Origin of the sequence: Microbacterium salsuginis (assembly GCF_012524205.1) — a bacterium.
GTDB lineage: Bacteria > Actinomycetota > Actinomycetes > Actinomycetales > Microbacteriaceae > Microbacterium > Microbacterium salsuginis.
Map to the genome: position 1 here is coordinate 237,110 of NZ_JABACI010000002.1, position 22,142 is coordinate 259,251.

At 70.9% G+C, this 22,142-nt stretch carries 24 protein-coding genes; 13 read left to right on the forward strand and 11 right to left on the reverse strand.

What is annotated here, in order from left to right; translation table 11 throughout:
* Positions 1 to 33: 33 nt before the first annotated feature.
* From HF576_RS08215 to HF576_RS08235, 5 genes are all read left to right on the forward strand, one after another.
* On the forward strand, positions 34 to 885 hold the full coding sequence (locus HF576_RS08215) for an ABC transporter permease (protein WP_168912753.1): 852 nt from the start codon (positions 34 to 36) through the stop codon (positions 883 to 885).
* Between the two features lie 133 nt (positions 886 to 1,018).
* A complete protein-coding gene (locus HF576_RS08220) occupies positions 1,019 to 1,807 on the forward strand; it encodes an ATP-binding cassette domain-containing protein (protein ID WP_168912324.1) in 789 nt (262 codons plus the stop codon).
* The gene (locus tag HF576_RS08225; RefSeq protein ID WP_168912325.1) at positions 1,804 to 2,643 is read left to right on the forward strand and encodes an ABC transporter ATP-binding protein; all 840 of its coding nucleotides are present in this window, start codon (positions 1,804 to 1,806) and stop codon (positions 2,641 to 2,643) included. Before HF576_RS08220 ends, HF576_RS08225 begins: the two co-directional genes overlap by 4 nt.
* A gap of 34 nt (positions 2,644 to 2,677) precedes the next feature.
* Complete coding sequence (locus HF576_RS08230) at positions 2,678 to 3,754, forward strand: M4 family metallopeptidase (protein ID WP_168912326.1); 1,077 nt, start codon at positions 2,678 to 2,680, stop codon at positions 3,752 to 3,754.
* Positions 3,726 to 4,187 carry a protealysin inhibitor emfourin gene (locus HF576_RS08235; protein WP_240948792.1) on the forward strand — a complete coding sequence of 154 codons (462 nt, stop codon included), beginning with the start codon at positions 3,726 to 3,728 and terminating at the stop codon, positions 4,185 to 4,187. Before HF576_RS08230 ends, HF576_RS08235 begins: the two co-directional genes overlap by 29 nt.
* Here HF576_RS08235 and HF576_RS08240 read toward each other — a convergent pair whose 3' ends face one another.
* Genes HF576_RS08240 through HF576_RS08250 form a run of 3 tightly spaced genes read right to left on the reverse strand, consistent with a single transcriptional unit; the run spans position 4,188 to position 6,367 of the window.
* The gene (locus HF576_RS08240) at positions 4,188 to 4,799 is read right to left on the reverse strand and encodes a GNAT family N-acetyltransferase (RefSeq protein ID WP_168912327.1); all 612 of its coding nucleotides are present in this window, start codon (positions 4,797 to 4,799) and stop codon (positions 4,188 to 4,190) included.
* 9 nt (positions 4,800 to 4,808) lie between these two features.
* On the reverse strand, positions 4,809 to 5,558 hold the full coding sequence (locus HF576_RS08245; protein WP_168912328.1) for a uracil-DNA glycosylase: 750 nt from the start codon (positions 5,556 to 5,558) through the stop codon (positions 4,809 to 4,811).
* 20 nt (positions 5,559 to 5,578) lie between these two features.
* Positions 5,579 to 6,367 carry an SDR family oxidoreductase gene (locus HF576_RS08250; protein ID WP_205835061.1) on the reverse strand — a complete coding sequence of 263 codons (789 nt, stop codon included), beginning with the start codon at positions 6,365 to 6,367 and terminating at the stop codon, positions 5,579 to 5,581.
* A gap of 133 nt (positions 6,368 to 6,500) precedes the next feature.
* Here HF576_RS08250 and HF576_RS08255 point away from each other — a divergent pair, with 133 nt between their 5' ends.
* On the forward strand, positions 6,501 to 7,823 hold the full coding sequence (locus HF576_RS08255; RefSeq protein ID WP_168912329.1) for a bifunctional o-acetylhomoserine/o-acetylserine sulfhydrylase: 1,323 nt from the start codon (positions 6,501 to 6,503) through the stop codon (positions 7,821 to 7,823).
* Between the two features lie 76 nt (positions 7,824 to 7,899).
* Here HF576_RS08255 and HF576_RS08260 read toward each other — a convergent pair whose 3' ends face one another.
* Positions 7,900 to 8,844, reverse strand: coding sequence for a hypothetical protein (locus HF576_RS08260; protein ID WP_168912330.1), 945 nt, complete (start codon positions 8,842 to 8,844; stop codon positions 7,900 to 7,902).
* Between the two features lie 58 nt (positions 8,845 to 8,902).
* Here HF576_RS08260 and HF576_RS08265 point away from each other — a divergent pair, with 58 nt between their 5' ends.
* The 6 genes from HF576_RS08265 to HF576_RS08290 all read left to right on the forward strand — a co-directional run bounded on the left by HF576_RS08265 (position 8,903) and on the right by HF576_RS08290 (position 13,709).
* A complete protein-coding gene (locus HF576_RS08265; protein ID WP_343234211.1) occupies positions 8,903 to 9,925 on the forward strand; it encodes a DUF2332 family protein in 1,023 nt (340 codons plus the stop codon).
* A 57-nt stretch (positions 9,926 to 9,982) separates the two neighbouring features.
* Complete coding sequence (metX, locus tag HF576_RS08270; protein WP_168912331.1) at positions 9,983 to 11,188, forward strand: homoserine O-acetyltransferase MetX; 1,206 nt, start codon at positions 9,983 to 9,985, stop codon at positions 11,186 to 11,188.
* A 100-nt stretch (positions 11,189 to 11,288) separates the two neighbouring features.
* On the forward strand, positions 11,289 to 11,849 hold the full coding sequence (locus HF576_RS08275) for an ArsR/SmtB family transcription factor (protein WP_168912332.1): 561 nt from the start codon (positions 11,289 to 11,291) through the stop codon (positions 11,847 to 11,849).
* Positions 11,846 to 12,661 (forward strand): SRPBCC domain-containing protein, encoded by an 816-nt coding sequence (locus HF576_RS08280; RefSeq protein WP_168912333.1) that lies wholly within the window; start codon positions 11,846 to 11,848, stop codon positions 12,659 to 12,661. Before HF576_RS08275 ends, HF576_RS08280 begins: the two co-directional genes overlap by 4 nt.
* On the forward strand, positions 12,658 to 13,350 hold the full coding sequence (locus HF576_RS08285) for a DUF998 domain-containing protein (RefSeq protein WP_168912334.1): 693 nt from the start codon (positions 12,658 to 12,660) through the stop codon (positions 13,348 to 13,350). Before HF576_RS08280 ends, HF576_RS08285 begins: the two co-directional genes overlap by 4 nt.
* The gene (locus tag HF576_RS08290; RefSeq protein WP_168912335.1) at positions 13,347 to 13,709 is read left to right on the forward strand and encodes an iron chaperone; all 363 of its coding nucleotides are present in this window, start codon (positions 13,347 to 13,349) and stop codon (positions 13,707 to 13,709) included. The genes HF576_RS08285 and HF576_RS08290 overlap by 4 nt, the downstream gene beginning before the upstream one ends.
* Before the next feature lie 28 nt (positions 13,710 to 13,737).
* Here HF576_RS08290 and HF576_RS08295 read toward each other — a convergent pair whose 3' ends face one another.
* The 5 genes from HF576_RS08295 to HF576_RS08315 all read right to left on the reverse strand — a co-directional run bounded on the left by HF576_RS08295 (position 13,738) and on the right by HF576_RS08315 (position 18,351).
* The gene (locus tag HF576_RS08295) at positions 13,738 to 14,553 is read right to left on the reverse strand and encodes an NUDIX hydrolase (RefSeq protein ID WP_168912336.1); all 816 of its coding nucleotides are present in this window, start codon (positions 14,551 to 14,553) and stop codon (positions 13,738 to 13,740) included.
* A 59-nt stretch (positions 14,554 to 14,612) separates the two neighbouring features.
* Positions 14,613 to 15,830, reverse strand: coding sequence for an MFS transporter (locus HF576_RS08300; RefSeq protein WP_343234212.1), 1,218 nt, complete (start codon positions 15,828 to 15,830; stop codon positions 14,613 to 14,615).
* Positions 15,831 to 15,905: 75 nt separating this feature from the next.
* Complete coding sequence (locus HF576_RS08305; RefSeq protein WP_168912337.1) at positions 15,906 to 16,223, reverse strand: thiamine-binding protein; 318 nt, start codon at positions 16,221 to 16,223, stop codon at positions 15,906 to 15,908.
* Between the two features lie 24 nt (positions 16,224 to 16,247).
* Positions 16,248 to 17,480, reverse strand: coding sequence for a hypothetical protein (locus HF576_RS08310; protein WP_343234213.1), 1,233 nt, complete (start codon positions 17,478 to 17,480; stop codon positions 16,248 to 16,250).
* Positions 17,481 to 17,490: 10 nt separating this feature from the next.
* Positions 17,491 to 18,351: an ADP-dependent NAD(P)H-hydrate dehydratase gene (locus HF576_RS08315; protein WP_168912339.1), complete on the reverse strand. Its 861-nt coding sequence runs from the start codon at positions 18,349 to 18,351 to the stop codon at positions 17,491 to 17,493.
* 62 nt (positions 18,352 to 18,413) lie between these two features.
* Here HF576_RS08315 and HF576_RS08320 point away from each other — a divergent pair, with 62 nt between their 5' ends.
* Positions 18,414 to 19,481 (forward strand): NADH:flavin oxidoreductase/NADH oxidase, encoded by a 1,068-nt coding sequence (locus tag HF576_RS08320; protein ID WP_343234214.1) that lies wholly within the window; start codon positions 18,414 to 18,416, stop codon positions 19,479 to 19,481.
* Positions 19,482 to 19,500: 19 nt separating this feature from the next.
* On the opposite strand, the gene HF576_RS08325 is transcribed toward HF576_RS08320, so the two are convergent.
* The gene (locus HF576_RS08325; RefSeq protein ID WP_168912340.1) at positions 19,501 to 20,559 is read right to left on the reverse strand and encodes a hemolysin family protein; all 1,059 of its coding nucleotides are present in this window, start codon (positions 20,557 to 20,559) and stop codon (positions 19,501 to 19,503) included.
* Entirely contained in the window at positions 20,556 to 21,887 is a 1,332-nt protein-coding gene (locus tag HF576_RS08330; protein ID WP_168912759.1) for a hemolysin family protein, read from the reverse strand. Before HF576_RS08330 ends, HF576_RS08325 begins: the two co-directional genes overlap by 4 nt.
* Between the last annotated feature and the right edge of the window lie 255 nt (positions 21,888 to 22,142).

Genomic DNA, 22,142 nt, shown 5'->3' on the forward strand with positions numbered 1-22,142 from the left:
ACACGCGGGGCGTGGCTGCGGAGGCTGTGGCGCATGTCCACCGGGCGGTTCGGGCTGATCGTCGTGGCCGTGGTGGTCGCGACCGCCGCCGTCTCGCTGGCGTGGACGCCGTTCGATCCGCAGCAGGTCGAGATCTCGAACCGCTGGGCACCGCCGGGCTGGCCGCACCTTCTCGGCACCGACGCGTCGGGCCGCGACATCCTGAGCCTGCTCATGGCCGGCGCGCGCACGACGGTGCTCGTCGCCGTGGGCTCGGGTGCCGTCGCGACGATCCTGGGCGTTGCCCTCGCCGCCCTGGGCGCGCTCACTGCCCGGTGGCTGCGCGAATCGGTCGCGGTGCTCGTCGACATCCTCATCGCCTTCCCCGTGCTCATCATCGCGATGATGATCTCGGCGGTGTGGGGCGGGTCGCTCGGCGTCGTGATCTGGTCGGTCGGCATCGGCTTCGGCGTGAACATCGCCCGCGTGACGCGGCCCGAGCTGCGCCGCGTGCTGCACAGCGACTTCGTCCTGGCCGGTCGCGCCTCGGGTCTCACACCGACGCAGAACCTCGTGCGGCACCTGCTGCCCAATGTCGCCCCGGTCTTCATCGTGCAGCTGTCGTGGAGCATGGCCGTCGCGGTGCTCGCCGAGGCAGGGCTCTCGTACCTCGGCTTCGGAGCCCCCGTCACGGAGCCGTCGTGGGGGCTGCTGCTGGCCGAGCTGCAGCAGTTCATCACCGTGCATCCCCTCTCGGTGGTCTGGCCGGGCCTTGCCATCACCCTCACGGTGCTGGGGCTGAATCTCCTCGGCGACGCCCTGCGCGAGGCCACCGACCCGACGCTCTCGCGCAGCCCGTTCGCGACGCGGCGCGCTCGCCTGCACATCCCGGAGGTGGTGGCGTGACTGCATCGCCGGTTCACAATTCAGTCTGTGCGCGCGAGCGCGCGGTCGAGATCCGCGTGGTCACGCGCCCGACTGTCGGCGCCGCCCGCGTCCAGACTGAATTGCGAGCGCCCAGAGACCGGGAGGTGGTCTCGTGAGCCTCGAGGTGCAGGACCTCGCCATCGACATCGGCGGCCGGCGCGTCGCGGACGGCATCTCGTTCGCGGTGCCCGACGGCGCCCGCGTGGGACTCATCGGCGAGTCGGGCTCGGGCAAGTCGGTGACGGCGCTGGCGATTCTGGGGCTCCTGCCCGATGGCGCGGAGGCGACAGGCAGCGTCCGCTGGAACGGTCGCGAGATCCTCGGGCTGCCCGACCGCGACCTGGCCGAGCTGCGCGGTGACGAGATCGGCATCGTGTTCCAGGAGCCGCGCACGGCGCTCAACCCGATCCGCACCGTCGGCCGGCAGATCGCCGAGTCGGTCCGCATCCACGAGGGGTTGTCGAAACGGGATGCCTTGGCCCGCGCCGTCGCCGAGGCCACCCGCGTGGCCCTGCCCGATCCCGAGCGCGTCGTGGCGCGGTACCCGCATCAGCTCTCCGGCGGTCAGCGCCAGCGCGTCGCGATCGCGATGGCCCTCGCCTGCCGGCCACGGCTGCTCATCGCGGACGAGCCGACCACGGCGCTGGACGTGACGATCCAGGCCGAGATCCTCGAACTGCTGTTCTCGCTCGTCGAGGACGACGGCATGTCGCTCGTGTTCATCACCCACGACCTGGCCGTGCTGTCGCAGATCGCCACGCACGGCGTCGTGCTCGAGCACGGCCGTGTCGTCGAGGACGCCCCCGTGTCGCAACTGCTCTCGGCTCCGGCATCCGTCGTCACGCAAGGCCTGCTGCGCGACGCCACCGCCACCCTCTGGCGCCCCGGAGGTGCAGCATGAGCGCCGCGAGGCCCGGAGTCCGGCCGCCCCTCCTGCGGGCGCGAGGGCTGACTCGCCGCTACCCGGCTCCGAAGACGCGGCTCTTCGAGCCCCGCAGCCACACGACGGCGCTGGAGGATGCCGACATCGACGTGCGTGAGGGTTCGGCCGTCGGCGTCATCGGCGAGTCCGGGTCGGGCAAGTCGACCCTGGTCCGGCTGCTGCTCGCGCTCGACGCACCGACCGAGGGCACCGTGGAGTTCGACGGGCAGGCGGTGGACGCCTCGGCGCCGGCGCGTTCGCTGCACTGGCTGCGACGGCAGACCGGCATCGTGTTCCAGGACCCGTACGCGTCGCTCGACCCTCGCATGAGCGTCGGCCGCATCGTCGGCGAGCCGCTGTGGGCGCTGGGCCTCGGCGGCGACGGCGAGCAGGGCGGGGACGGCCGGCGCGAGCGGGTGCGAGAAGTGCTCGAGGACGTCGGCCTCGAGGCCGACATGGCGGAGCGGTTCCCGCATGAGTTCTCGGGTGGCCAGCGGCAGCGGATCGCACTCGCGCGGGCGATCGTGCACCGGCCGCGGCTGCTCGTGGGCGACGAGCCGCTGTCGGCGCTCGACGTGACCGTGCGCGCGCAGATCCTCGAGCTGCTCGGCGAGCTGCGGGTCCGTGACGGCCTAACGCTGCTGATGGTGTCGCACGACATCGGCGTCGTGCAGAACCTGTGCGACGAGGTCGTCGTGATGAAGGACGGCCGCATCCTCGAGGAGGGTCCCACCGAGAAGGTGCTGCTGCAGCCGCAGGTCTCGTACACGCGGCGGCTGCTCGCCTCGATCCCCGTGATCGACCCCGGCGCGTAACCTGCGCGTCGGGAGCCGGCGCTAGGTTCGGAGCATGGCACCCGCGATCGTCCCTCCGTACCTCCTCGCTCGCATCGCCGCCGTGCAGGAGCCGGGATGGCAGCGCGCAGCCGAGGCGGCGCGGTCCACCCTCGCGACCCCGCGCGAGTACCGGCCCACGCGGTCGCGGCTTCGGCTGTCGATCGAAGAGCCCGGCACGCTCGTGGCCGAGGCGACGCCCGCCCCCGACCGCGAGGTCTCGGACGCGCAGCGGCTGGAGGTGCTGCCGGGGGTCCGCGTGCGCGGCGAGGACGACCCGGCGACGGGCGACACCGCCGCCGACGAGGCGTTCGACGGGCTCGGCGCGACGTTCGACTTCTTGTGGGACGCGTTCGGCCGGAACAGCCTCGACGGCATCGGCGGCACGCTGCTGGCCACCGTCCACTACGGCCGCGACTACGACAACGCGTTCTGGAACGGCGAGCGCATGGTGTTCGGCGACGGCGACGGCGAGGTCTTCTCCGGTTTCACCGGGTCGCTGACGGTGATCGCGCACGAGCTCGCCCACGGGGTCATCGAAGACGAGGGCGGCCTGCAGTATCACGGGCAGTCGGGCGCGCTCAACGAGTCGATCGCCGACGTCTTCGGTGCCCTGGCCGAGCAGCATCACCTCGGCCAGACGACGTCCGACGCGTCGTGGCTCATCGGCGAGGGCATCTTCACCGATGCTGTGCAGGGCTCGGCGCTGCGCTCACTGTCGGCACCCGGCACGGCCTACGACGACGACGTTCTCGGCAAGGACCCGCAGCCCGCTCACATGGACGCGTACGTCGAGACGCGCGACGACAACGGCGGGGTGCACATCAACTCCGGCATCCCGAACCACGCGTTCTACCTGACCGCCACCGCGCTCGGCGGTCGCGCGTGGGAGCGTGCCGGACTGATCTGGTACCGCACGATCACTTCGGGCACGCTGTCGCCGACGGCCGACTTCACCGCGTTCGCACGGGCCACCCTGGCGGCGGCCGCGTCGGAGTACGGTGAGGAGTCGGAGGAGGTCGATGCCGTCCGCGCCGGGTGGACGGGCGTCGGCGTGATGCGCGATGAGGAGCGATCAGAAGATCCCCGCTGACGGCGGCGCACCGGATGCCGGTGCCCCCGGCGGCGCCGGCGAAGCGGCGCCCACCGGCCAGCCGAAGCCGGCCGCGCCGATCGAGATCGACGTCGCCCGCACGGGCGGATTCGCCGGCATCACGAGGCGCTGGACGGCGCAGCCACCGCCGGAGGAGGCATCCGAGTGGATCTCTCTCATCGACCGCTGCCCGTGGGACGACGCGCCGACTCCCACCCCGACCGGTCGCACGGCGGCGCCGGCGCCCGTCGTCGCCGACCGCGACCCGGTGCCGGACGGTTTCGTCTGGTGGATCCGCGCGAGCTGGTCCGGCGCATTCACCAAGGAGGCTGAACTGCCCGACGACGCCATCACCGGCGCGTGGCGCGAGCTCGTCGACGCGGTGCGCGATTGGAACCGCGAGGCCGATGCCCCGCGATCGCGCGAGCGCTGATCAGCGACCCGATCGGCCGGACTTCTTCGCCGGCTTGAGCGACTTCTGCAGATAGATGGTGCCGAGCCAGCGGCCGAACTTGAATCCGACCCGACCCATGCGGCCGACCTCGACGAAGCCGAGCTTCTCGTGCAGTGCGATCGACCCTTCGGCGCCCTTGTCGCTGATGACGGCCACGATCTGACGGATGCCCGCCTCTTCGCACGCCGTGATGAGCGCTTCGAGCAGCGCGCGGCCCAGGCCCTTCCCCGTCGCCGCCTGGCCGAGGTAGATGGAGTTCTCGACGGAGTACCGGTACGCCGACTTGCTCGACATCGGCTGCACGAGCGCGTAACCGAGTACCTGGCCGGCGGGCGACTGCGCCACGAGGAACGGCAGGCCGAGGCGCTGCAGCTGGTCCCGCTTCTCGCGCCACTGGGCGATCGACCACGTGTCCTCATCGAAGGTCACGACCGAATTGGTCACGTAGTGGTTGTAGATCTCGCGCACGTCCGGGATGTCGCCATCCTCGACGGGCCGGATCGAGAAGGCGAACGGCCGCTCCGGCTCTGGCTGCCGCCGGAGGTGCCGGGGCAGTGAACGCCTGTCGCGGTCGTATTCCTCCTCGAGCATGCCGTCAGCCTACGCGGGCTGCCCGTGGCCGACGGGGGCTGCGGCTGAGACCTCCGGCGCCGGCGCGATCGCCGGCAGTTCCCATGCGACGGGCGCGGCGCCGCGCTCGGCGAGCAGCGCATTGGCACGGGAGAACGGCCGGGATCCGAAGAACCCTCGACTGGCCGACAGCGGCGACGGATGCGCCGACTCGATGATCGGTGTCGAGCCCAGGAGCGGACGAAGGCCCGCGGCATCCCTCCCCCACAGGATCGCGACGAGCGGCTGGTCGCGCGCCACCAGCGTGCGGATCGCGTGCTCGGTGACCTTCTCCCAGCCCCAGCCGCGATGGGATGCCGGAGCGCCGGGCGCGACGGTGAGGACGCGGTTGAGCAGCATGACGCCCTGATCGCTCCATGCCGAGAGATCGCCGTGGGGTGCTCGCGCGATGCCGAGGTCGGCTTCGAGCTCCTGATAGATGTTGGCGAGGCTGCGAGGCAGCGGGCGCACATGCGCGTCCACGGCGAACGAGAGGCCGATCGGATGGCCCGGCGTCGGGTACGGATCCTGCCCGACGATCAGCACCTTGACGTCCGCCAGCGGCCGCTGGAACGCCCGCAGCACACGGTCACCGGCAGGGAGGTACCGCCGCCCGGCGGCGACCTCGGCGCGGAGCAGCTCGCCGAGGGCGGCGATGTCGGGGGCGACGGGTGCGAGCGCGTCGGCCCAGCCCGCATCGATCAGCCCCGCGTCCGCCAGCTCCGCAAGCGTCTTCGCCATCGTGTCGGGCGTCTCTCGGCTCACTGGCTCTCGACGCCGCGAGGACGCAGCGGACCGCGTGCCAGCAGGTGCTGGGCGGACTGGGCCACCGGGCGCATGGTGATGAGGTCGAGGTTGACGTGCCCGGGGGCGTTCAGGGCGTACGCGATGACGTCGGCCACGTCGTCGGCGGTCAGCGGCGCCTGAACGCCCTCGTACACCCGCTCGGCCGCGACGGTGTCGCCGCCGAGCCGGTTGACGGTGAACTCGGGCGTGTGCACCATGCCCGGAGCGACCTCGACGACCCGGATCGGCTCGCCGTTGAGCTCGAGCCGCAGCGCGTGCGCGAGCATGGACTCCCCAGCCTTGGCCGCGTTGTACCCGGCGCCGCCCGCGTAGGCGGTCTGCGCAGCGGTCGAGGTGACGAAGAGCGTGTCGGCGTGGCCGTCGGATGCCGCGGCCTGGCGCAGCTGCGGGAGGATGGCCGCCACCAGCCGCTGTGCCGAGAGCACGTTGACGTCGAACATCCACTGCCAGTCCTCGACGCGGCCGTCCTCGACGCGATCCGCGCCGCGCGCGCCACCGGCCACGTGTACGAGCGCGTGGACCGGACCGGTCTCGTCCAGGAAGGCGGTGAGCGCCTGGATGTCGGCATCCGAGGTCAGGTCCGCCGCGTAAGCCACGGCACCGGTCTCTTCTTGAAGGGCGGAGAGACGCTCGGCTCGCCGCGCCACGGCCACGACATCCCATCCCGAGGTCCGCAGTGCCCGGGCGACGGATTCGCCGATTCCCGAGCTCGCTCCGGTCACCACTGCACGTCTGGTCGCCATGCCTCCACGGTAGCCCGTCCGCTGCGACGTTACGCCGCGTGTCCACAGCGTTGGCACCGTCACCGAGGTCTCCGTAACCTCGAACACGGCTGGGGGCAGGTGCCTCCGGCATCCGAGACCGCAGGAGAAAGCCATGTCCGCACCCGAGAACTGGCGTTTCGAGACCAAGCAGATCCACTCGGGGGCCCAGCCCGATCCGGTGACGAAGGCTCGCGCGACGCCGATCTACCAGACCACGTCGTATGTCTTCGACAACGCCGACCACGCCGCGAACCTGTTCGCGCTGGCCGAGTTCGGCAACATCTACACGCGCATCCAGAACCCGACGCAGGCCGTCGTCGAGGAGCGCCTCGCGGCGCTCGAGGGGGGCACCGGCGCCCTCCTGCTGGCCAGCGGCCAGGCGGCATCGACGTTCGCGATCCTCAACATCGCCGAGGCCGGCGACCACTTCGTGGCCTCCAGCTCGATCTACGGCGGCACGTACAACCTGTTCAAGTACACGCTCGCCAAGCTCGGCATCGAGGTCACGTTCGTCGAGAACCAGGACGACGCCGACGAGTGGCGCGCGGCCGTTCGTCCGAACACCAAGCTCTTCTTCGCCGAGACCATCGGCAACCCGAAGATCAACGTGCTCGATATCCGCGGCATCGCCGACGTGGCACACGAGAACGGTGTGCCGCTCATCGTGGACAACACGATCGCGACGCCCTACCTGATCCGTCCGTTCGAGCACGGCGCCGACATCGTCATCCACTCCGCGACGAAGTTCCTCGGCGGCCACGGCACCACCATCGGTGGCGTCATCGTCGACGGCGGCAAGTTCGAGTGGTCGAAGAACGTCGAGAAGTTCCCGGGCCTGACCGAGCCCGACCCGTCCTACCACGGCGCGTCCTACACCGCCGCGGTCGGCGACGGCCTCGCCTACATCATCAAGGCGCGCGTGCAGCTGCTGCGCGACCTCGGTGCGGCGATCTCGCCCAACAGCGCATGGCTGCTCATCCAGGGCATCGAGACGCTGTCGCTGCGCGTCGAGCGTCACGTGCAGAACGCCCAGGAGATCGCGGAGTGGCTCGAGAACCAGCCCGATGTGGCCTCGGTGAACTACTCCGGCCTGCCCACGTCGCCGTGGTACGCCGCCGCCAACAACTACGCCCCGAAGGGCGTGGGCGCGGTGCTCTCGTTCGAGCTCAAGGGCGGCGTCCAGGCCGGGCGCGAGTTCGTCAACTCGCTCAACCTGTTCAGCCACCTGGCGAACATCGGCGACGTCCGCTCGCTCGTCATCCACCCCGCGTCGACGACGCACTCGCAGCTCACCCCCGAGCAGCAGCTGACCACGGGCGTGACCCCCGGTCTGGTTCGCCTCTCGGTGGGCCTGGAGAACATCGACGACCTCAAGGCCGACCTCGAGCAGGCGCTCGTGGTCGCCCGACGCGTCTCAGAGGCCGCACGCGCCTGATCTAGCCGATTCCACGACGGATGCCGCAGCCCCCACGGGCTGCGGCATCCGTCGTCTTTGCGGGGGCTGCTGCGGATCAGGCGGCGTCCCACCAGCGCAGCACGCGCAGCGCCCGCAAGGTCACCCAGCGACTCGGAAAGCCCTCGTGCTCGCCGTCCATCGAGAACAGCGTCGGGCCCGCGTGATCGTTCTCGAGGCGGAACAGGCCGTTCTCGAGGCGCTTCGAACGCAGCAGCTCCACGGCCTCGGCGCACCGTTCATCCCGCTCCGGGCGTGCCAGGCGGAAGTAGTCGAGCGCCCGCAGGATGTCGTAGAACCACCGCACCGGTGACGACGTCAGCGTGATCCGCAGATCGGGGATCACGCCGGTCGACTTGCGCCGGAACAGGCCGCGCTCGAGCAGGAACTCCTCCCCCCGCAGGCGGGCCGCCGTCAACTCGGGGTCCGCCCCGCTCCGCTGCTCCCATGCCCGCAGTCCCTCGAGCGCGCAGATCGTGGAGTGGAAGGAGCCGGGCGCCGCGGCATCCTCCTCCCAGCAGTTCCAGCCCCCGTCGTCGTGCTGCGTCGCGAGGATCGTGGCCGCGATGGCGGCGGCGTCCTGCGCGAAGTACGCGCCGGTGGTCAGCGCGATCCCGTTGATGCAGGGCTCGGCCTCACCCTGGAAGTAGAGTTCACCGTTGTACTCCCAGCGCACGTTGTCGCGCACCAGCGCAACGGCGCGCTGGGCCTCGGGCGAGGCCGGATCGAGACCGAACTCGGCCAGCGTCTGCAGGGAGAAGTGCGTCGCGGTCCACGCGTCGAAGAACGGCCGCGACTCGTCGACCCACCCCGGACGGTACGTGCCGCCGTCCCACCGCCCGTCTGCGGCCTGCTCGGCGAGCAGCCGCGCTCCCCAGCCCTCGGTGGCCACGCGCGCCCTCTCGGGCGCGACCTCGTCGGGCGACGCATCCGCGAGATCTCGGAGCACCTGCCATCGGATCGCAGGGTCTCCGGTGAGCAGGTAGTCGACGACGGCGTCCATGCCACGCATGCTAGACCGGCTCGACGACATGCACGGCGGCGGCGCATAAGGTGAAGCCGTGGCCGGACACGACGACGCCGCGCGCATCGCGGCGATCTACGACGATTTCGGACGCCGGTGGGCGCACGGCACCTCGCCGCTGTACGAGGAATGGTCCATCGGCGTCGGGGCCGACCCCGAACTGCCGGCGCTCCTCGCGGGGCTTCCGCGCCGGCAGCAGCAGCCGAATCTGCTGTTCGCCGCCGCGCGGTGGGCGGGCGCGCCGCTCGCCTCGTTCCCGGAGTGGCGGGAGTGGCTCGACGCCCATTGGGGCGAGGTCGTCGAGATCGGCGCGTCCCGGGCGACGCAGACGAACGAGCCCAATCGCTGCGCGACGTTCCTGCCGCAGCTCTCGCGCATCGACGGACCCGTCGCCCTCCTCGAGGTCGGCACGGCCGCCGGGCTCTGCCTGTACCCGGATCGCTACGGCTACACCTACGATGCTCCGAGCGGCGTCCACCGCATCGAGCCCGACGCGGGCCCGTCTCCGGTCCGGCTGCAGTGCCGCGTCGATGACGACGCGTCCGTGCCGGCGCGCATGCCGCGTGTGGCGTGGCGCCGCGGGATCGACTTGTCCCCGATCGACGTGCGCGACGCCGAGGCCGTCGACTGGCTCGCGACGCTGATCTGGCCCGGCCCCGACCACGACGCGCGGGTCGCGCGGCTGCGGGCGGCCGCGGCGGTCGCGGCATCCGACCCTCCCGAGATCCTCCGCGGCGACCTGCTCGAGACGGTGACGGATGCTGCGGCCACCGCCCCCGCGGACGCCACCCTCGTGGTGTTCCACAGCGCGGTACTCCTGTATCTCGACGCCGACGGCCGCGAGCGGTTCGCCTCGATCATGCGCGGACTGGGGGACGCCGTCGGACGCACCGTGATCTGGCTGTCGAACGAGACGGTGCACACCTTCCCCGCCGTCGACGCGCAGCTGCCGGAGAACCTCGACTCCGCGCAGCGGTTCGTCCAGACGCGCAACGGCGTGCCGATCGCGCTGGCCGGGCAGCACGGCGCGGTCTACGAGACCACCCCGTTCCGGGCGTGACGCGCCGCTGCGCGTAACAGACCCCTTTCTCCAGAGGGAAGACGAGAGAATGGGCGGATGGACTGGCAGACCTCCGAAGACACCGTGCCCAGCGCACCGGTCACGGAGGCCGATGCCCGCCAGCTGCTCGGCCGTCCGCCGGCCACCGGCGCCTGGCGCGACGGCGATCCGCCGGGTGATCGCCGGTTCGCGGCGTTCGGGTCGTTCCGCACCGAGGGGGGCGGCGAGCTGCCCGGCTACCGGCTGGCGTACGAGACCTGGGGTGAGCTCAACGCCGCGCGCGACAACGCTGTGCTGGTGCTGCATGCGCTGACGGGAGACAGTCACGTGCGCGGCCCGGCCGGGCCGGGGCATCCGACCTCGGGGTGGTGGGACGACATCGTCGGGCCGGGCGCTCCGATCGACACGGACCGCTGGTTCGTGATCGCCCCGAACATGCTCGGCGGCTGCCAGGGGTCCACGGGTCCGGCATCCATCGCTCCCGACGGCTACGAGTGGGCCGCACGGTTCCCCTACCTCACGATCCGCGATCAGGTCGCCGCGCAGGTGCGCCTGGCCGACGCGCTCGGCATCGACGCGTGGGCGGCGGTCGTCGGCGGCTCGATGGGCGGGATGCATGCGCTGGAGTGGGCGGTGGGTCTTCCCGAGCGCGTGGCACGCGTCGGCATCCTCTCGGCGCCCCCGGTCAACACCGCCGACCAGATCGCGCTGAACTCGGTGCAGATCGAGGCGATCCGCATCGACCCGCGCTTCCTGTCCGGCGAGTACTACGACGCGCCCGATGGCGACGGCCCCACGCGCGGCCTCGCTCTCGCGCGCCGCATGGCGCTGCTGAACTACCGCTCCCCGACCGAGCTGAATCAGCGGTTCCAGCGCACGTGGCAGTCCGGCGTGAGCCCGCTCGGCCACGGCGGACGGTTCGCGGTGGAGTCCTACCTGGACTTCCACGGCAACAAGTTCACGCGACGCTTCGACGCGAACTCCTACATCACGCTGGTCGAGGCGATGAACTCACATGACGTCGGCCGGGATCGCGGCGGCATCGAGGACGCCCTCGCCCGCGTGACCGCGACCGCGCTCGTGCTGGGGATCGACAGCGATCGCCTGTTCCCCATCGACGGACAGCACCGCATCGCGCGCGGCATCCGCAACACCCTCGACGGCGACCGCTCCGTCGTGCTGACCAGCGACTTCGGCCACGACGGGTTCCTCATCGAGACGCACGCCGTGGGCGCACACGTGCGGCGCCTGCTCGAGAGCTGAACTTCAGAGCAACGCGAGTCCGGCTTCGCCGACCACGACGTCGGGGGCGTGTCTTCGTTCCCTATTGACAAAATCTTCCTTTACATAAAAACTCTCTTGTATGAAAGAAGTTGTCTACCTCGAACGCATTGAGCAGGCCGAAGCCCTGCTCAAGCCTCACCGTCTCACCGTGCTCAAAGAACTGGCGACGCCGAGCACGTGCACCGAGCTGGCCGCCCGTCTGGACCAGTCCCCGCAGCGCATCTACTACCACGTCAAGCGACTGCAGGCCGCGGGACTCGTGCGCCTCGTGTCCGAACGCAAGGTCAGAGGCCTGACCGAGGGCGTCTACCAGGCCGAAGCGAGGAAGTACTGGCTCTCGCCCGCTCTCGTCGGAACCCTCGAGGACTCCGCCCGTCATGGCGACGATCAGAATCTCGCTCGGCTGCTCGACCTGTCCGAGCAGGTGCAGCGAGACATCGCCACTCTCGACGCGGAGGCCGCCCGCCTGCCCTCCATCGGCATCTCGGGTGACATCAGGGTGCTTCCCGAGCAGCGCGAGGGGTTCCTCGCCGCCCTCGAGGCTTCGCTCAAAGAGCTGTTCACCCGCTACGGCGGCCAGGACGGCGATGCGTTCAAAGTCGCGATCGCCTGCTATCCGATGAATGGAGGTCGATCGTGAGCGATCCCATCACGATGAGCGTCCGTGCCGGGGCCCCTGTCGGCGACGTCTACGACGCCATGACGCAGCCGGCCGCGATGGTGGAATGGCTCTCGGAGTACGCCGACGTGGAACTCCCCCACTACTACCGCTTCTGGGGCCGCTACGTTCCCGGCGGAGATGTGCCCCGGCAGACGCTCATCGGCGCCACCGACACGTCGCTGCGCTTCGAGTGGCTCCTCGCGGAGGTGCCGAGCGTGACCACCATCAGTCTTCGGCCGATCGACGACCTCGCGACGGCAATCACGGTGACCCAAGCGGGCATCGATTCCGCCGACGCCGGACCGCCCGGCCAGCTGCAGACCTTCTGGGCACTGGCTCTGGCCAATCTCGTCGATCTCGTGGAGGAGCGGAGCACGACTCCGCGCGCCGACCTGACCGACGCGGAGCTGCGGGCACAAGTCGATATCGCCGCACCCGCGGATGCCGTCTTCGACTCGCTCGTCGCCTCCGAGAAGGTGAGCGCGTGGTTCGGCTTCCCGATCGAGATCGAGCCGAGACAAGGCGGCCGATTCGGCTCCGGCCGCATCGTCGAGTGGGATCCCGACCGCAGCATGTCCGTCGACTTCCCCGGCACCGGGGTCGCCACCTGGACGCTCGAGGGGTCCGGCGGGCACACGCGTCTCACGATCGCCCAGAGCGGGTTCGACCCGGGCGAGCCGCCCTACGCATCGTGGATGGGCGTCCTCAGCGGGATCGCAGAGCTGCGGCGGTTCCACGAACTGACCGACTGGCGGCCCATCTGGCTCGCCGAGGAAGGGGCCTCCTCATGAGCAACATCCCGATCGATCAACGGTCCGCCGCGACCGTCAGGCTGCTCGCCTGCGCCATCGCGGGGTCCTCTCTGTTCGTCGTGGCCGTCCTCGTGCAATCGTTCACGAGAGCCGGTTTCGACCCCCGAGTCCATGCGCTGAGCATGCTGGCACTGGGCGACATCGGCTGGATCCAGACGCTCACCTTCGTCCTGAGCGGAGCGCTGATCCTGGCTTCCGTCGCCGGATTCCGTCGCGCGCTGTCCCCCGGACGCGGACGAACCTGGGGCCCGGTCCTCATCGGCCTCTTCGGGGTCGGACTGATCTGGGGCGGGCTGTTTCCGACGGACGCGGGGCTCGGATTCCCCGACGACGCACCCGCCGGCATCCCCGAGCCGACCGCCATCGGCACCCTGCACAATCTCTCGCCCACCCTGATCGCGGTCAGTCTCGTCGCGGCGTGCATCGTGCTCGCCCGACGCTTCGCCGGCATGAAGCGCTGGGGGTGGATGGCCTACTGCATCGCCACGCCCGTCGCCTACCTCCTTCTGGGCTTCGTCGCGTTCCCTCTCGGGGACTTCCGCTGGGTGCTGGCGGGTGGTGCGATCATCTGGAGCTGGCCGGCCGTCATCGCGTGGGACCTCGTTCGCGAGGTCCGGGGCGGCATGCCTGCCGCCTCCGCGCGCTCGCGTGAGGAGGCGGCAGCATGACCGCCACGAAGGCGTCGACGCCGGACGAATTCTTCGCGGCGCTGCCCTACGACACGAGAGTCGAGCTCGAGCGACTCCGCGCGATCATCCGCCGAGCGGCCCCGCAGGCGGCCGAAGTGCTCGGATACGGTATCCCCACGTACCGCGTGAGCGGCAAGCCGCTCGTGTCGCTCGGCGTTGCGGCGAAGCATTTGAGCCTCTACGTCATGGACACCGACTTCACCCGGACGCACGCCGAGCGGCTCGGCGCGTACGACGCGTCCGGTGGGGCAATCCGGTTCACCCTGGCCAGTCAGCTTCCGGCTGAGTTCGTGGAGTGGGTCGTGAGTCAGCGGTTGAACGACCTCGGCGCGGCCTAGGAAGCCGGGATCGGCCCCGTCCCCGACCTCAGCTGCGGCGCTCGTAGCGCCAGGGCAGCGCACCGATCTCGAGGCGATGACGACCGCCGGATGCTTCGGCCACGGCATCCGGGTCGTATTCGGCGTCGTCCTGCCACAGCAGCATCGGCCCCTCGCCACCGCGGCGCGCGACCGTCTCGAAGCGCTGGACCCCCGCGAGGCGCACCGCATCCGCGAGCGATGCGGCGTCGGAGTGCACGCTCAGCTCGAACAGCGTGACCCATGTCGGCGGGTAGAGGGTGAGCTCACCGCGGCCATGCCGCGCGATCGCCTCCGCCGGACGGATCCATTCGGCGGCGACGGCTTCGTCGGCCGAAAGCGCCAGCGGCCCTCCGGGCGCAGGAGCGACGAAGAACCACGTGCGGATCCGCAGCGGCATCCGGGGCGGCGGGTCCCAGCACGACAGCGTCACGAGCGTGGCCGGGTCGAGGACCAGCCCGGTCTCTTCGAACGTCTCGCGCACGCCCGCCCGGCGAGCGGCGTCTTCCTCGGCCTCCCCCGCGTCGCGCCGATCGGTCTCCTCGAGCTTGCCGCCCGGGAACACCCACGCGCCCGCGAACGAGCCACGATCGGGACGCTCGATCAGCAGCACCTCTGCCCCGTCGGCGCCGTCACGCACCATCACGACCGTCGCAGCGACGGGAATCGCCGGGTCGGACGCGTCTGACGCGACACGTGGCCGCGAGTCCCCGACGACGTCGGCGAGCGCGCGCACTGCACGGTCGGCGGGGTTCGGCTGTGGACCCACGCGGCCGGAGGCTCCGCTCGACGCGCCAGCGGCGAGTGGAGGGGGCGTGGCGAGCATCCGCCCACTCTAGCTACGGCGTCGGCCGCTCAGCCGCGGGCAGACGACGGATGCGGCGGCTACGCCGGAACCGAAACCCGGCGCCGTTCGAACGCGAGGCTCGTGAGCGCCAGGGCGAGACCCCCGAGCGCGAGGGCGACACCGACCCATGCCGGAGCGACGAAGCCCCAGCCGGCGGCGATCACGAGGCCACCCAGGAAGGCGCCCAGGCTGTTGCCGATGTTGAGCGCGGAATGGTTGAGGGCAGCGGCGATGGACTGGTTGTCGGCTGCGACGTCCATGAGACGCGTCTGGATGGTGGGGCTGAGCACCGACGCGACGAATCCCGTCGCGAACACGAAGAAACCGAGCGCCCAGATCCACTGTGCCGTCACAGCAAGCAGCACCAGCACGACCGCCAGTCCGATGAGGCCCCCGACGAGGGTGCGCTTGAGGTTCACGTCGGCGAGATGACCGCCGACCAGATTGCCGACGGTCATGCCGAGCCCCATCAGCACCAGCACGACGGGTACGACCCATTCCGGCGATCCGGCGACCTCGGTGACCATCGGCGCGACGTAGCTGTACACCGCGAAGAAGCCGCCGAACCCGATCGCGCCCACGCCGAGAGCCAGCCACACCTGCCGGATGCCGAACACCTTGAGTTCGGCGCGAAGCGTGCGGCCCGGATCCCCCGGATGCTCGGGGACGAAGATCGCGATCAGGATCGTGGCGGCGGCGAAGATCGCCGCGACCACCATGAAGGCTGCCCGCCAGCCCACCTGCTGACCGAGGTAGGTGCCCAGCGGCACGCCGACGACGTTCGCGACGGTGAGGCCGGTGAGCACGAAGGCGACGCCCTTCGCCCGCATGCCGGGTCCGAGCACGTCCGCTGCGACCAGGGCGCCGATGCCGAAGTACGCGCCATGCGGCAGACCGGCGAGAAACCGGGATGCCGCGACCATCTCGAACGTCGGCGCGAGGAAGGTGAGCGCGTTGAACACCGTGAGCGCGAGCGCCAGCCCGATCATGACGCGATGGCGCGGGTACTTCGCCACCGAGCCCGCGATCGTCGGCGCGCCCACCACGACACCGAGGGCGTAGAGCGAGATCAGCCATCCGGCCTGGGCGATCGCATCCTCGGGGCTCGATGCCCACAGCGCCGGGGTCAGGTCCTCTGCGATGTTCGGCAACAGGCCCATGACCACGAACTCGGTCATGCCGATGCCGAAGCTGCCGACGGCGAGGGAGAGGAGCGCCCACGTCGCCGCACCCCTCGTCAGGTTCGAGGAGGTCACCGCGTCATGCTAGCCGGAGGCGCGGCATCCTGTCGAATCGATTCGGGGCCGCTCTCCGGGCTGGTGCCGAGCGGGTCAGTCGGTGTCGTCCTGGCGTTCGATCGCGGCCTCGAGCCGGTCGATCTTGCCGTCCAGCTCGCCCGAGTAGCCGGGGCGGATGTCGGCCTTGAGCACGAGCCCGACGCGAGACCCGTACGGCTGCACCGCCTCGGTCGCGCGCCGGACGACGTCGAAGACCTCGTCCCACTCCCCCTCGATCTCGGTGAACATCGAGGTGGTGCGGTGCGGCAGGCCGCTCTCGCGCACCACCCGAACGGCGGCAGCGACGGCATCGTGCACGGATCCATCGGCGTTTCCGGTGCCGCTGGGAGCGACGGAGAAGGCGACGAGCATGAGAACCTCCGGTTGTGGGTGGGGTCAGGGGATGATCGGATGCTGCGTCCTGCGAGCGCTGGGACGCAGGCGAGTCCCGCGCGGGACGCGCGCCAGCCGCACGGCGGCCCATGCGAACAGCGCGAGCATGACGAGGTTGCGCAGCGTGAGGATGGTCGCGCCGAAGGCGTCGGCGACGATGATCCGGTCGTAGAACACCGGGTAGACGAGCTGGGTGAGAAGGGCGGCGACGAGCGCCACCGCCGCCGGGAGCAGCCAGCGGCGCCGGTCCAGCACGAGCCCGATCGCGACGGGCGCGATGAGCCACGTCAGGAACTGCGGGGATCCGACCTTGTTGAACACGATGAAGGCCAGCACGAGGCTCAGCGCGAGCGGCGGGAACAGCGTCGCGAACCGTGCGCCGCGCCACGCCAGGAAGACGCCGAGCGCGGCGACGCCCAGCACCGCGACGGCCAGCACCGGAGTCATCGCCGCGATCACGGCATCGACGGCGAATCCCGTCACCTGGAAGGTCAGGATGTCGCGGTCGTAATACACGAACGCGCCGGGCACCCCGGCGACCGCCTGCCACAGGTAGATCGCCGAGACCGGCGCCTCCAGCTGCAGTCCGCGTCCGGTCTGACCCGCGACGAAGCCCAGGAGGTGGGCACCGCCTCCCCCGGCCACCACCGCGACCGCGGTCATCGCCGTCACGATGAGCGCTCCGCCGACGACGACGAGCCGGCGACGCAGCGCGATGACGGCGGCCGCGAGCAGTGCCGCCGGCCACACCTTCATCCACGTCGCGACGGCCAGGAGGATCGACGCCACCAGCGGGCGCCCCGCCAGCCACAGGCATCCGGCGAGCGCGAGCGGCACGGTGACGCCGTCGAGCCGGTACATCCCGACCGGACCGAGGAGCAGCATGAAGACGAGCCAGAAGCCCGCAGCGATCGTGCGGCCGTTCGAACGACCCCGTCCGACGAGCATCGCGAAAGCGAGCGCATCGGCCAGCGTGACGACCAGTGCCCACGCGATCTCGTATCCGGCGATCCACTCCAGCCCGAGCGCGAGGACCATCGGCACGATGGCGAGCTGCGGGTAGATCCACTCGTACGAGATGCCGGCGATGCCGCGGCCTTCGATCGCATCGCGGGCCCACGGCTCGTAGACGAGGTAGACGTCACCCATCGGGATGTTCGGGAGGACGAATCCCAGCACTGCGACGATGACGTGGACGACCACGAAGGCGATCCACAACCAGCCTCGCCTCGACACGCTACCGATCCTAGGCCGCGCCACCCTCGCCGCCCGGCAGTGCGAGCAGCTCGCCGACGGCATGGGGCAGCGCCTCGGCGACATCCAGCGCCGTGATCGGGCCTCCGGCCGGCCCGAACGTCTGTGACGCGAGCGCGGCTGCGCGCGCGTGCAGGAAGGCCCCCGATGCCGCCATCCGCCCGAGCGCCGCGGTGTCGCCGGCGCGGCCGTCGGCGACCGCACCGGCCACGAGTGCGCCGATGACGCCGGCCAGGACGTCGCCCGTTCCCGCGGACGCCAACCACGGCGTGCCGACCTCGACGACCGTGGCCCAGCCGTCGGGTGCCGCCACCACCGTGGATGCGCCCTTGAGCAGCACGACGGCGCCCGTCGCGGCTGCGGTATCGCGCACCGCCGCGACGCGGTCGTGACCGGCGGGCGACAGCCCCAGCATCGAGCGAAGCCGGGCATGCTCGCGCTCGTGCGGCGTCAGGATGCGGGGAGCCGAGGCGCCGGCGGCGAGGTCGAGCGCCCCGGCGTCGACGACGACGGGGTCGGTGTCGGACAGCAGGGCCCGCAACGCGTCGGACTCGGTCGTGCTGCGCGAGCCCGGGTCGGTTCCGGATCCGATGGTCCACGCCTGCACGCGGCCGTCCGCCGTCACGGTCTCGGGGCGCCGGGCGAGCACGAGCGCGGTCGGCCGCGGCGGTCCGAGGTAGCGCACCATCCCCAGGCCCGTGCGCCACGCGGCCTCGACGCCGAGCACCGCAGCGCCGGGGTACGCCTCCGAGCCGGTGCGCATGCCCAGCACCCCTCGGGAATACTTGTCGTCGGCGGCCGTTGGCCTCCGCAGGGCACGTGCCGCGTCGTGGATCGTCCAGGACCCCGTCATGCCCTCACAGTACTGGTGGCCTACGCCGCCGCATCCCGACCCGAACCGCGGAGGCCGCACGCGTGAGCCGACTCTTCACCCCCATGACCCTGCGCGACATCACGGTGCGCAATCGGCTGTGGGTCTCGCCGATGTGCCAGTACAGCGCCGTGGACGGCGTCCCGCAGGAGTGGCATCACACGCACCTCACGCAGTTCGCCTCGGGCGGCGCGGGCTTGGTCATCGCCGAGGCGACGGCCGTCCTGCCCGAAGGACGCATCTCGCCGGATGACACCGGGCTCTGGAACGATGCCCAGCGGGATGCATGGGCGCCCATCGTCGACGGCATCCGCCGCCGCGGCGCGGTGCCTGCGGTGCAGCTGGCGCACGCGGGCCGCAAGGCCTCGACGTTGTCGCCGCTGTCCGGACGCCGCGGATCCGTGCCCGCCGGCGACGGAGGCTGGACGACGGTCGCACCGTCGGCGATCCCGTTCGACGGCTACGCCGAGCCCCTCGCACTCGACCTTGCGGGTATCGACCGCGTGGTGGCCGCGTTCGCCGCAGCCGCGCGTCGTGCCGTCGACGCCGGCTTCGAAGTGCTCGAGATCCATGCGGCGCACGGCTACCTGCTGCATCAGTTCCTGTCCCCGCTGTCGAACCTGCGCGATGACGAGTACGGCGGCTCGCTCGAGAACCGCGCGCGGCTGGTGCTGCGCGTGATCGACGCCGTGAGGGATGCCGCGCCCGGCGTGCCGCTCCTGACACGCTTCTCGGCCACCGACTGGGCCGACGGCGGCTGGGACGCCGACCAGACCGCGACCGTCGCGCGCTGGGCCGCGGATCACGGAGTCGACTTCTTCGACATCTCCAGCGGCGGCCTCGTCGCGCACCAGCGGCTGACGACCGGCCCCGGGTACCAGGTCGACCTCGCGGCCCGCATCCGCGCCGAGGCCGGCGTCCCCGTGAGCGCCGTCGGCATGATCGACGACGCGGTGCACGCCGAGCGCGTGCTGGCCGACGGCCACGCCGACGCCGTGATGGCCGGGCGCGAATGGCTTCGCGATCCGCACTACGCGCTGCGCGCCGCCGGCCAGCTCGGCGCCGACATCGACTACTGGCCGCCGCAGTACCTCCGCGCCCGGCGCCGCTGAGCGCCGCCGCCCTGCCGCGTCAGTAGCCGCGGCGGCGGGTGGCGTCCTGCACCTCTCCGATGAGCTCCTCGATGATGTCCTCGAGGAACAGCACGGCCGTGATGTCGCCGGAGTCGTCGCGCACCTGGGCAAGGTGACGTCCCGCCCGCCGCATCAGCGCGAGTGCGTCCTCGAGGTCGGTCGACTCGAGCACCGGCACCATGTGGTGGATGCGCTTCGGCGGGATCTGACGCGCGACATCGGTCGCAGCATCCGGTCCCTCTGCCGCACGCAGGATGTCCTTGAGGTGCACGTACCCCAGGGGCAGGCCCGCGTCGTCGACGATCACGTACCGCGAGAACCCGTGCTTGGCCACAGCCCGCTCGATCTCGTCAGGCGTGGTCGTCTCGGGCAGCGTCACCAGGTCGGCCAGGGGCACCGCGATGTCCTTCGCCTTCTTGTCGGTGAACTCGACGGCCGCGCGGACGGTGCCGGCGGTGTCGGTGAGCACGCCTTCGATGCGGGACTGATTCACGATGGTGGCGACCTCCTCGAGCGTGAAGGTCGAGGAAGCCTCGTCCTTGGGCTCGACGCGGAACAGACGCACCACGTGGTTCGCGATCCAGTTGAGGGTCACGATCACCGGGTGGAAGAGCTTCGAGACCCACACCAGCGGGGTCGCGAGCATCAGCACGGCCCGGTCCGGCACCGAGAACGCCAGGTTCTTCGGCACCATCTCGCCGAACACGACGTGCAGGTACGACACCAGCAGCAGCGCCACGAGGAACGCGATCGTGTCGACGGCGCCCTCGCTGAGCCCCGTCAGGTGAAGCGGCTCGGCGAGCAGGTGGTGGATCGCCGGCTCCGACACGTTCAGGATCAGCAGCGAGCAGATCGTGATGCCCAGCTGGCTGGTGGCCAGCATCAGGGTCGCGTGCTCCATCGCGTAGAGGGCGGTCTTGGCCGACCGAGATCCACGCTCGGCGAGCGGCTCGATCTGCGAGCGCCGCGCCGAGATGACAGCGAACTCGGCGCCGACGAAGAAGGCGTTGGCGATGAGCAGCACCACCAGCCAGGCGATTCCGGCCCAGTCGTTCATCGGCGCTCACCGCCTTCCGCCGCGGCATCCGCGTGCGGCATCGGTTTCGGGATGAAGCGCACCCGCTCCACGCGACGTCCGTCCATGCGCTGCACCTCGATGGAGCCGTCCTCGAGCTCGAGGGTGTCGCCCACTGTCGGGATGCGCTCGAGCACGCTCATGATGAACCCGCCCACGGTGTCGTACACGTCTCCTTCGGGAATGCGGATGCCGGTGCGGTCGAGCAGTTCGTCGGGCCGGAGTTCGCCGGGGAAGATGACGGTGTCCTCGACGCGCACGATGCCCGCGCGGCGCCGGTCGTGCTCGTCGAGCACCTCACCGACGATCTCTTCCACGAGATCCTCGAGCGTGACCACACCCGCCGTGCCGCCGTACTCGTCCACGACGATGGCCATCTGATACCCGCGTGCGCGCAGCTCCGACACGAGCACGTCCAGATGGACCGCCTCCGGGAAGCGCACCGGCTCGTTCGCCAGCGCCGCGGCCGGGACGTCGCGGCGCCGATCGCGCGGAACGCCGACGGCGGCCTTCAGGTGCACGACGCCGGTGATGTCGTCCATGGATTCGCCGTACACGGGGAAGCGGCTGTGACCGGTGCGCCGGGCGAGCTGGATGACGTCCTCGGCCGAATCGTCGGCGGCGATCGCATGCACGCTCGGTCGGGGCGTCATGACATCGGCTGCGGTCAGGCGCGAGAAGGTGAGGCTGCGATCCAGCAGTGACGCCGTGTCCTCCTCGAGCAGGCCCGCGCTGGCCGAACGCCGCACGAGGCTCGAGAGCTCCTCGGCCGTGCGGGCGCCCGACAGCTCCTCCTTCGGCTCGATGCCGATGGCTCGGAGCACGCCGTTGGCGCTGCCGTTGAGCACGACGATCGCGGGACGGAACACCGTGGTGAACCCGACCTGGAACGGCATCACCAGCTTGGCGGTCTGCCGCGGGATCGCGAGCGCGAAGTTCTTGGGCACGAGCTCGCCGACGATCATCGAGAAGATCGTCGCGATCGAGACACCGATCACGGCGGCGAGCGGACGCGAAACCCCCTCGGGGATGCCCCAGACGTCGAACACCGGCGCGAGCAGGTTCGAGATCGCCGGCTCCATCGTGTAACCGGTGAGCAGCGTCGTCAGCGTGATGCCGAGCTGCGCGCTCGAGAGATGCGTCGAGGTGATCCGCAGCGCGCTGATGGTCAGCGCCAGACGGGTCTCGCCCGCCGCCTGACGGGCCTCGAGGTCGGCGCGGTCCAGGTTGACGAGCGCGAACTCGCTCGCGACGAACAGACCGGTGCCGATGGTGAGCAGGAGCCCCACGCCCAGCATGACGTAATCCATCACGCATCACCCCCGTTCAAGCGGGAGGCGGGTCGGTGGGGCGAGCGTCTGCAACTGGGAGGGTCGTCCATCGTGCCGAACAGTCTACGACAGGCCAGGCGGCGAACCGCGGGCCGGTCCGGGCGCCGGCTTCGCTCAGCCGATCGGCGCCCGATCCCTGAAACAGCGCCGATGACTCCCAGAGCCGCCTCAGGTATCCGCAGCCCCGATTCGCCGCGCTGCCGCACATGTCGGACCACGGCGTCAAGCCCCTGT

Bases quoted from the DNA above. Each gene is read 5' to 3' on its own strand.
- HF576_RS08215 (WP_168912753.1), top strand. From the start codon at position 34: ATGTCCACCGGGCGGTTCGGGCTGATCGTCGTGGCCGTGGTGGTCGCG.
- HF576_RS08225 (WP_168912325.1), top strand. From the start codon at position 1,804: ATGAGCGCCGCGAGGCCCGGAGTCCGGCCGCCCCTCCTGCGGGCGCGA.
- HF576_RS08230 (WP_168912326.1), top strand. From the start codon at position 2,678: ATGGCACCCGCGATCGTCCCTCCGTACCTCCTCGCTCGCATCGCCGCC.
- HF576_RS08235 (WP_240948792.1), top strand. From the start codon at position 3,726: ATGAGGAGCGATCAGAAGATCCCCGCTGACGGCGGCGCACCGGATGCC.
- HF576_RS08240 (WP_168912327.1), bottom strand. From the start codon at position 4,799: ATGCTCGAGGAGGAATACGACCGCGACAGGCGTTCACTGCCCCGGCAC.
- HF576_RS08245 (WP_168912328.1), bottom strand. From the start codon at position 5,558: ATGGCGAAGACGCTTGCGGAGCTGGCGGACGCGGGGCTGATCGATGCG.
- HF576_RS08250 (WP_205835061.1), bottom strand. From the start codon at position 6,367: ATGGCGACCAGACGTGCAGTGGTGACCGGAGCGAGCTCGGGAATCGGC.
- HF576_RS08255 (WP_168912329.1), top strand. From the start codon at position 6,501: ATGTCCGCACCCGAGAACTGGCGTTTCGAGACCAAGCAGATCCACTCG.
- HF576_RS08260 (WP_168912330.1), bottom strand. From the start codon at position 8,844: ATGGACGCCGTCGTCGACTACCTGCTCACCGGAGACCCTGCGATCCGA.
- metX (WP_168912331.1), top strand. From the start codon at position 9,983: ATGGACTGGCAGACCTCCGAAGACACCGTGCCCAGCGCACCGGTCACG.
- HF576_RS08275 (WP_168912332.1), top strand. From the start codon at position 11,289: ATGAAAGAAGTTGTCTACCTCGAACGCATTGAGCAGGCCGAAGCCCTG.
- HF576_RS08285 (WP_168912334.1), top strand. From the start codon at position 12,658: ATGAGCAACATCCCGATCGATCAACGGTCCGCCGCGACCGTCAGGCTG.
- HF576_RS08290 (WP_168912335.1), top strand. From the start codon at position 13,347: ATGACCGCCACGAAGGCGTCGACGCCGGACGAATTCTTCGCGGCGCTG.
- HF576_RS08295 (WP_168912336.1), bottom strand. From the start codon at position 14,553: ATGCTCGCCACGCCCCCTCCACTCGCCGCTGGCGCGTCGAGCGGAGCC.
- HF576_RS08305 (WP_168912337.1), bottom strand. From the start codon at position 16,223: ATGCTCGTCGCCTTCTCCGTCGCTCCCAGCGGCACCGGAAACGCCGAT.
- HF576_RS08315 (WP_168912339.1), bottom strand. From the start codon at position 18,351: ATGACGGGGTCCTGGACGATCCACGACGCGGCACGTGCCCTGCGGAGG.
- HF576_RS08325 (WP_168912340.1), bottom strand. From the start codon at position 20,559: ATGAACGACTGGGCCGGAATCGCCTGGCTGGTGGTGCTGCTCATCGCC.
- HF576_RS08330 (WP_168912759.1), bottom strand. From the start codon at position 21,887: ATGGATTACGTCATGCTGGGCGTGGGGCTCCTGCTCACCATCGGCACC.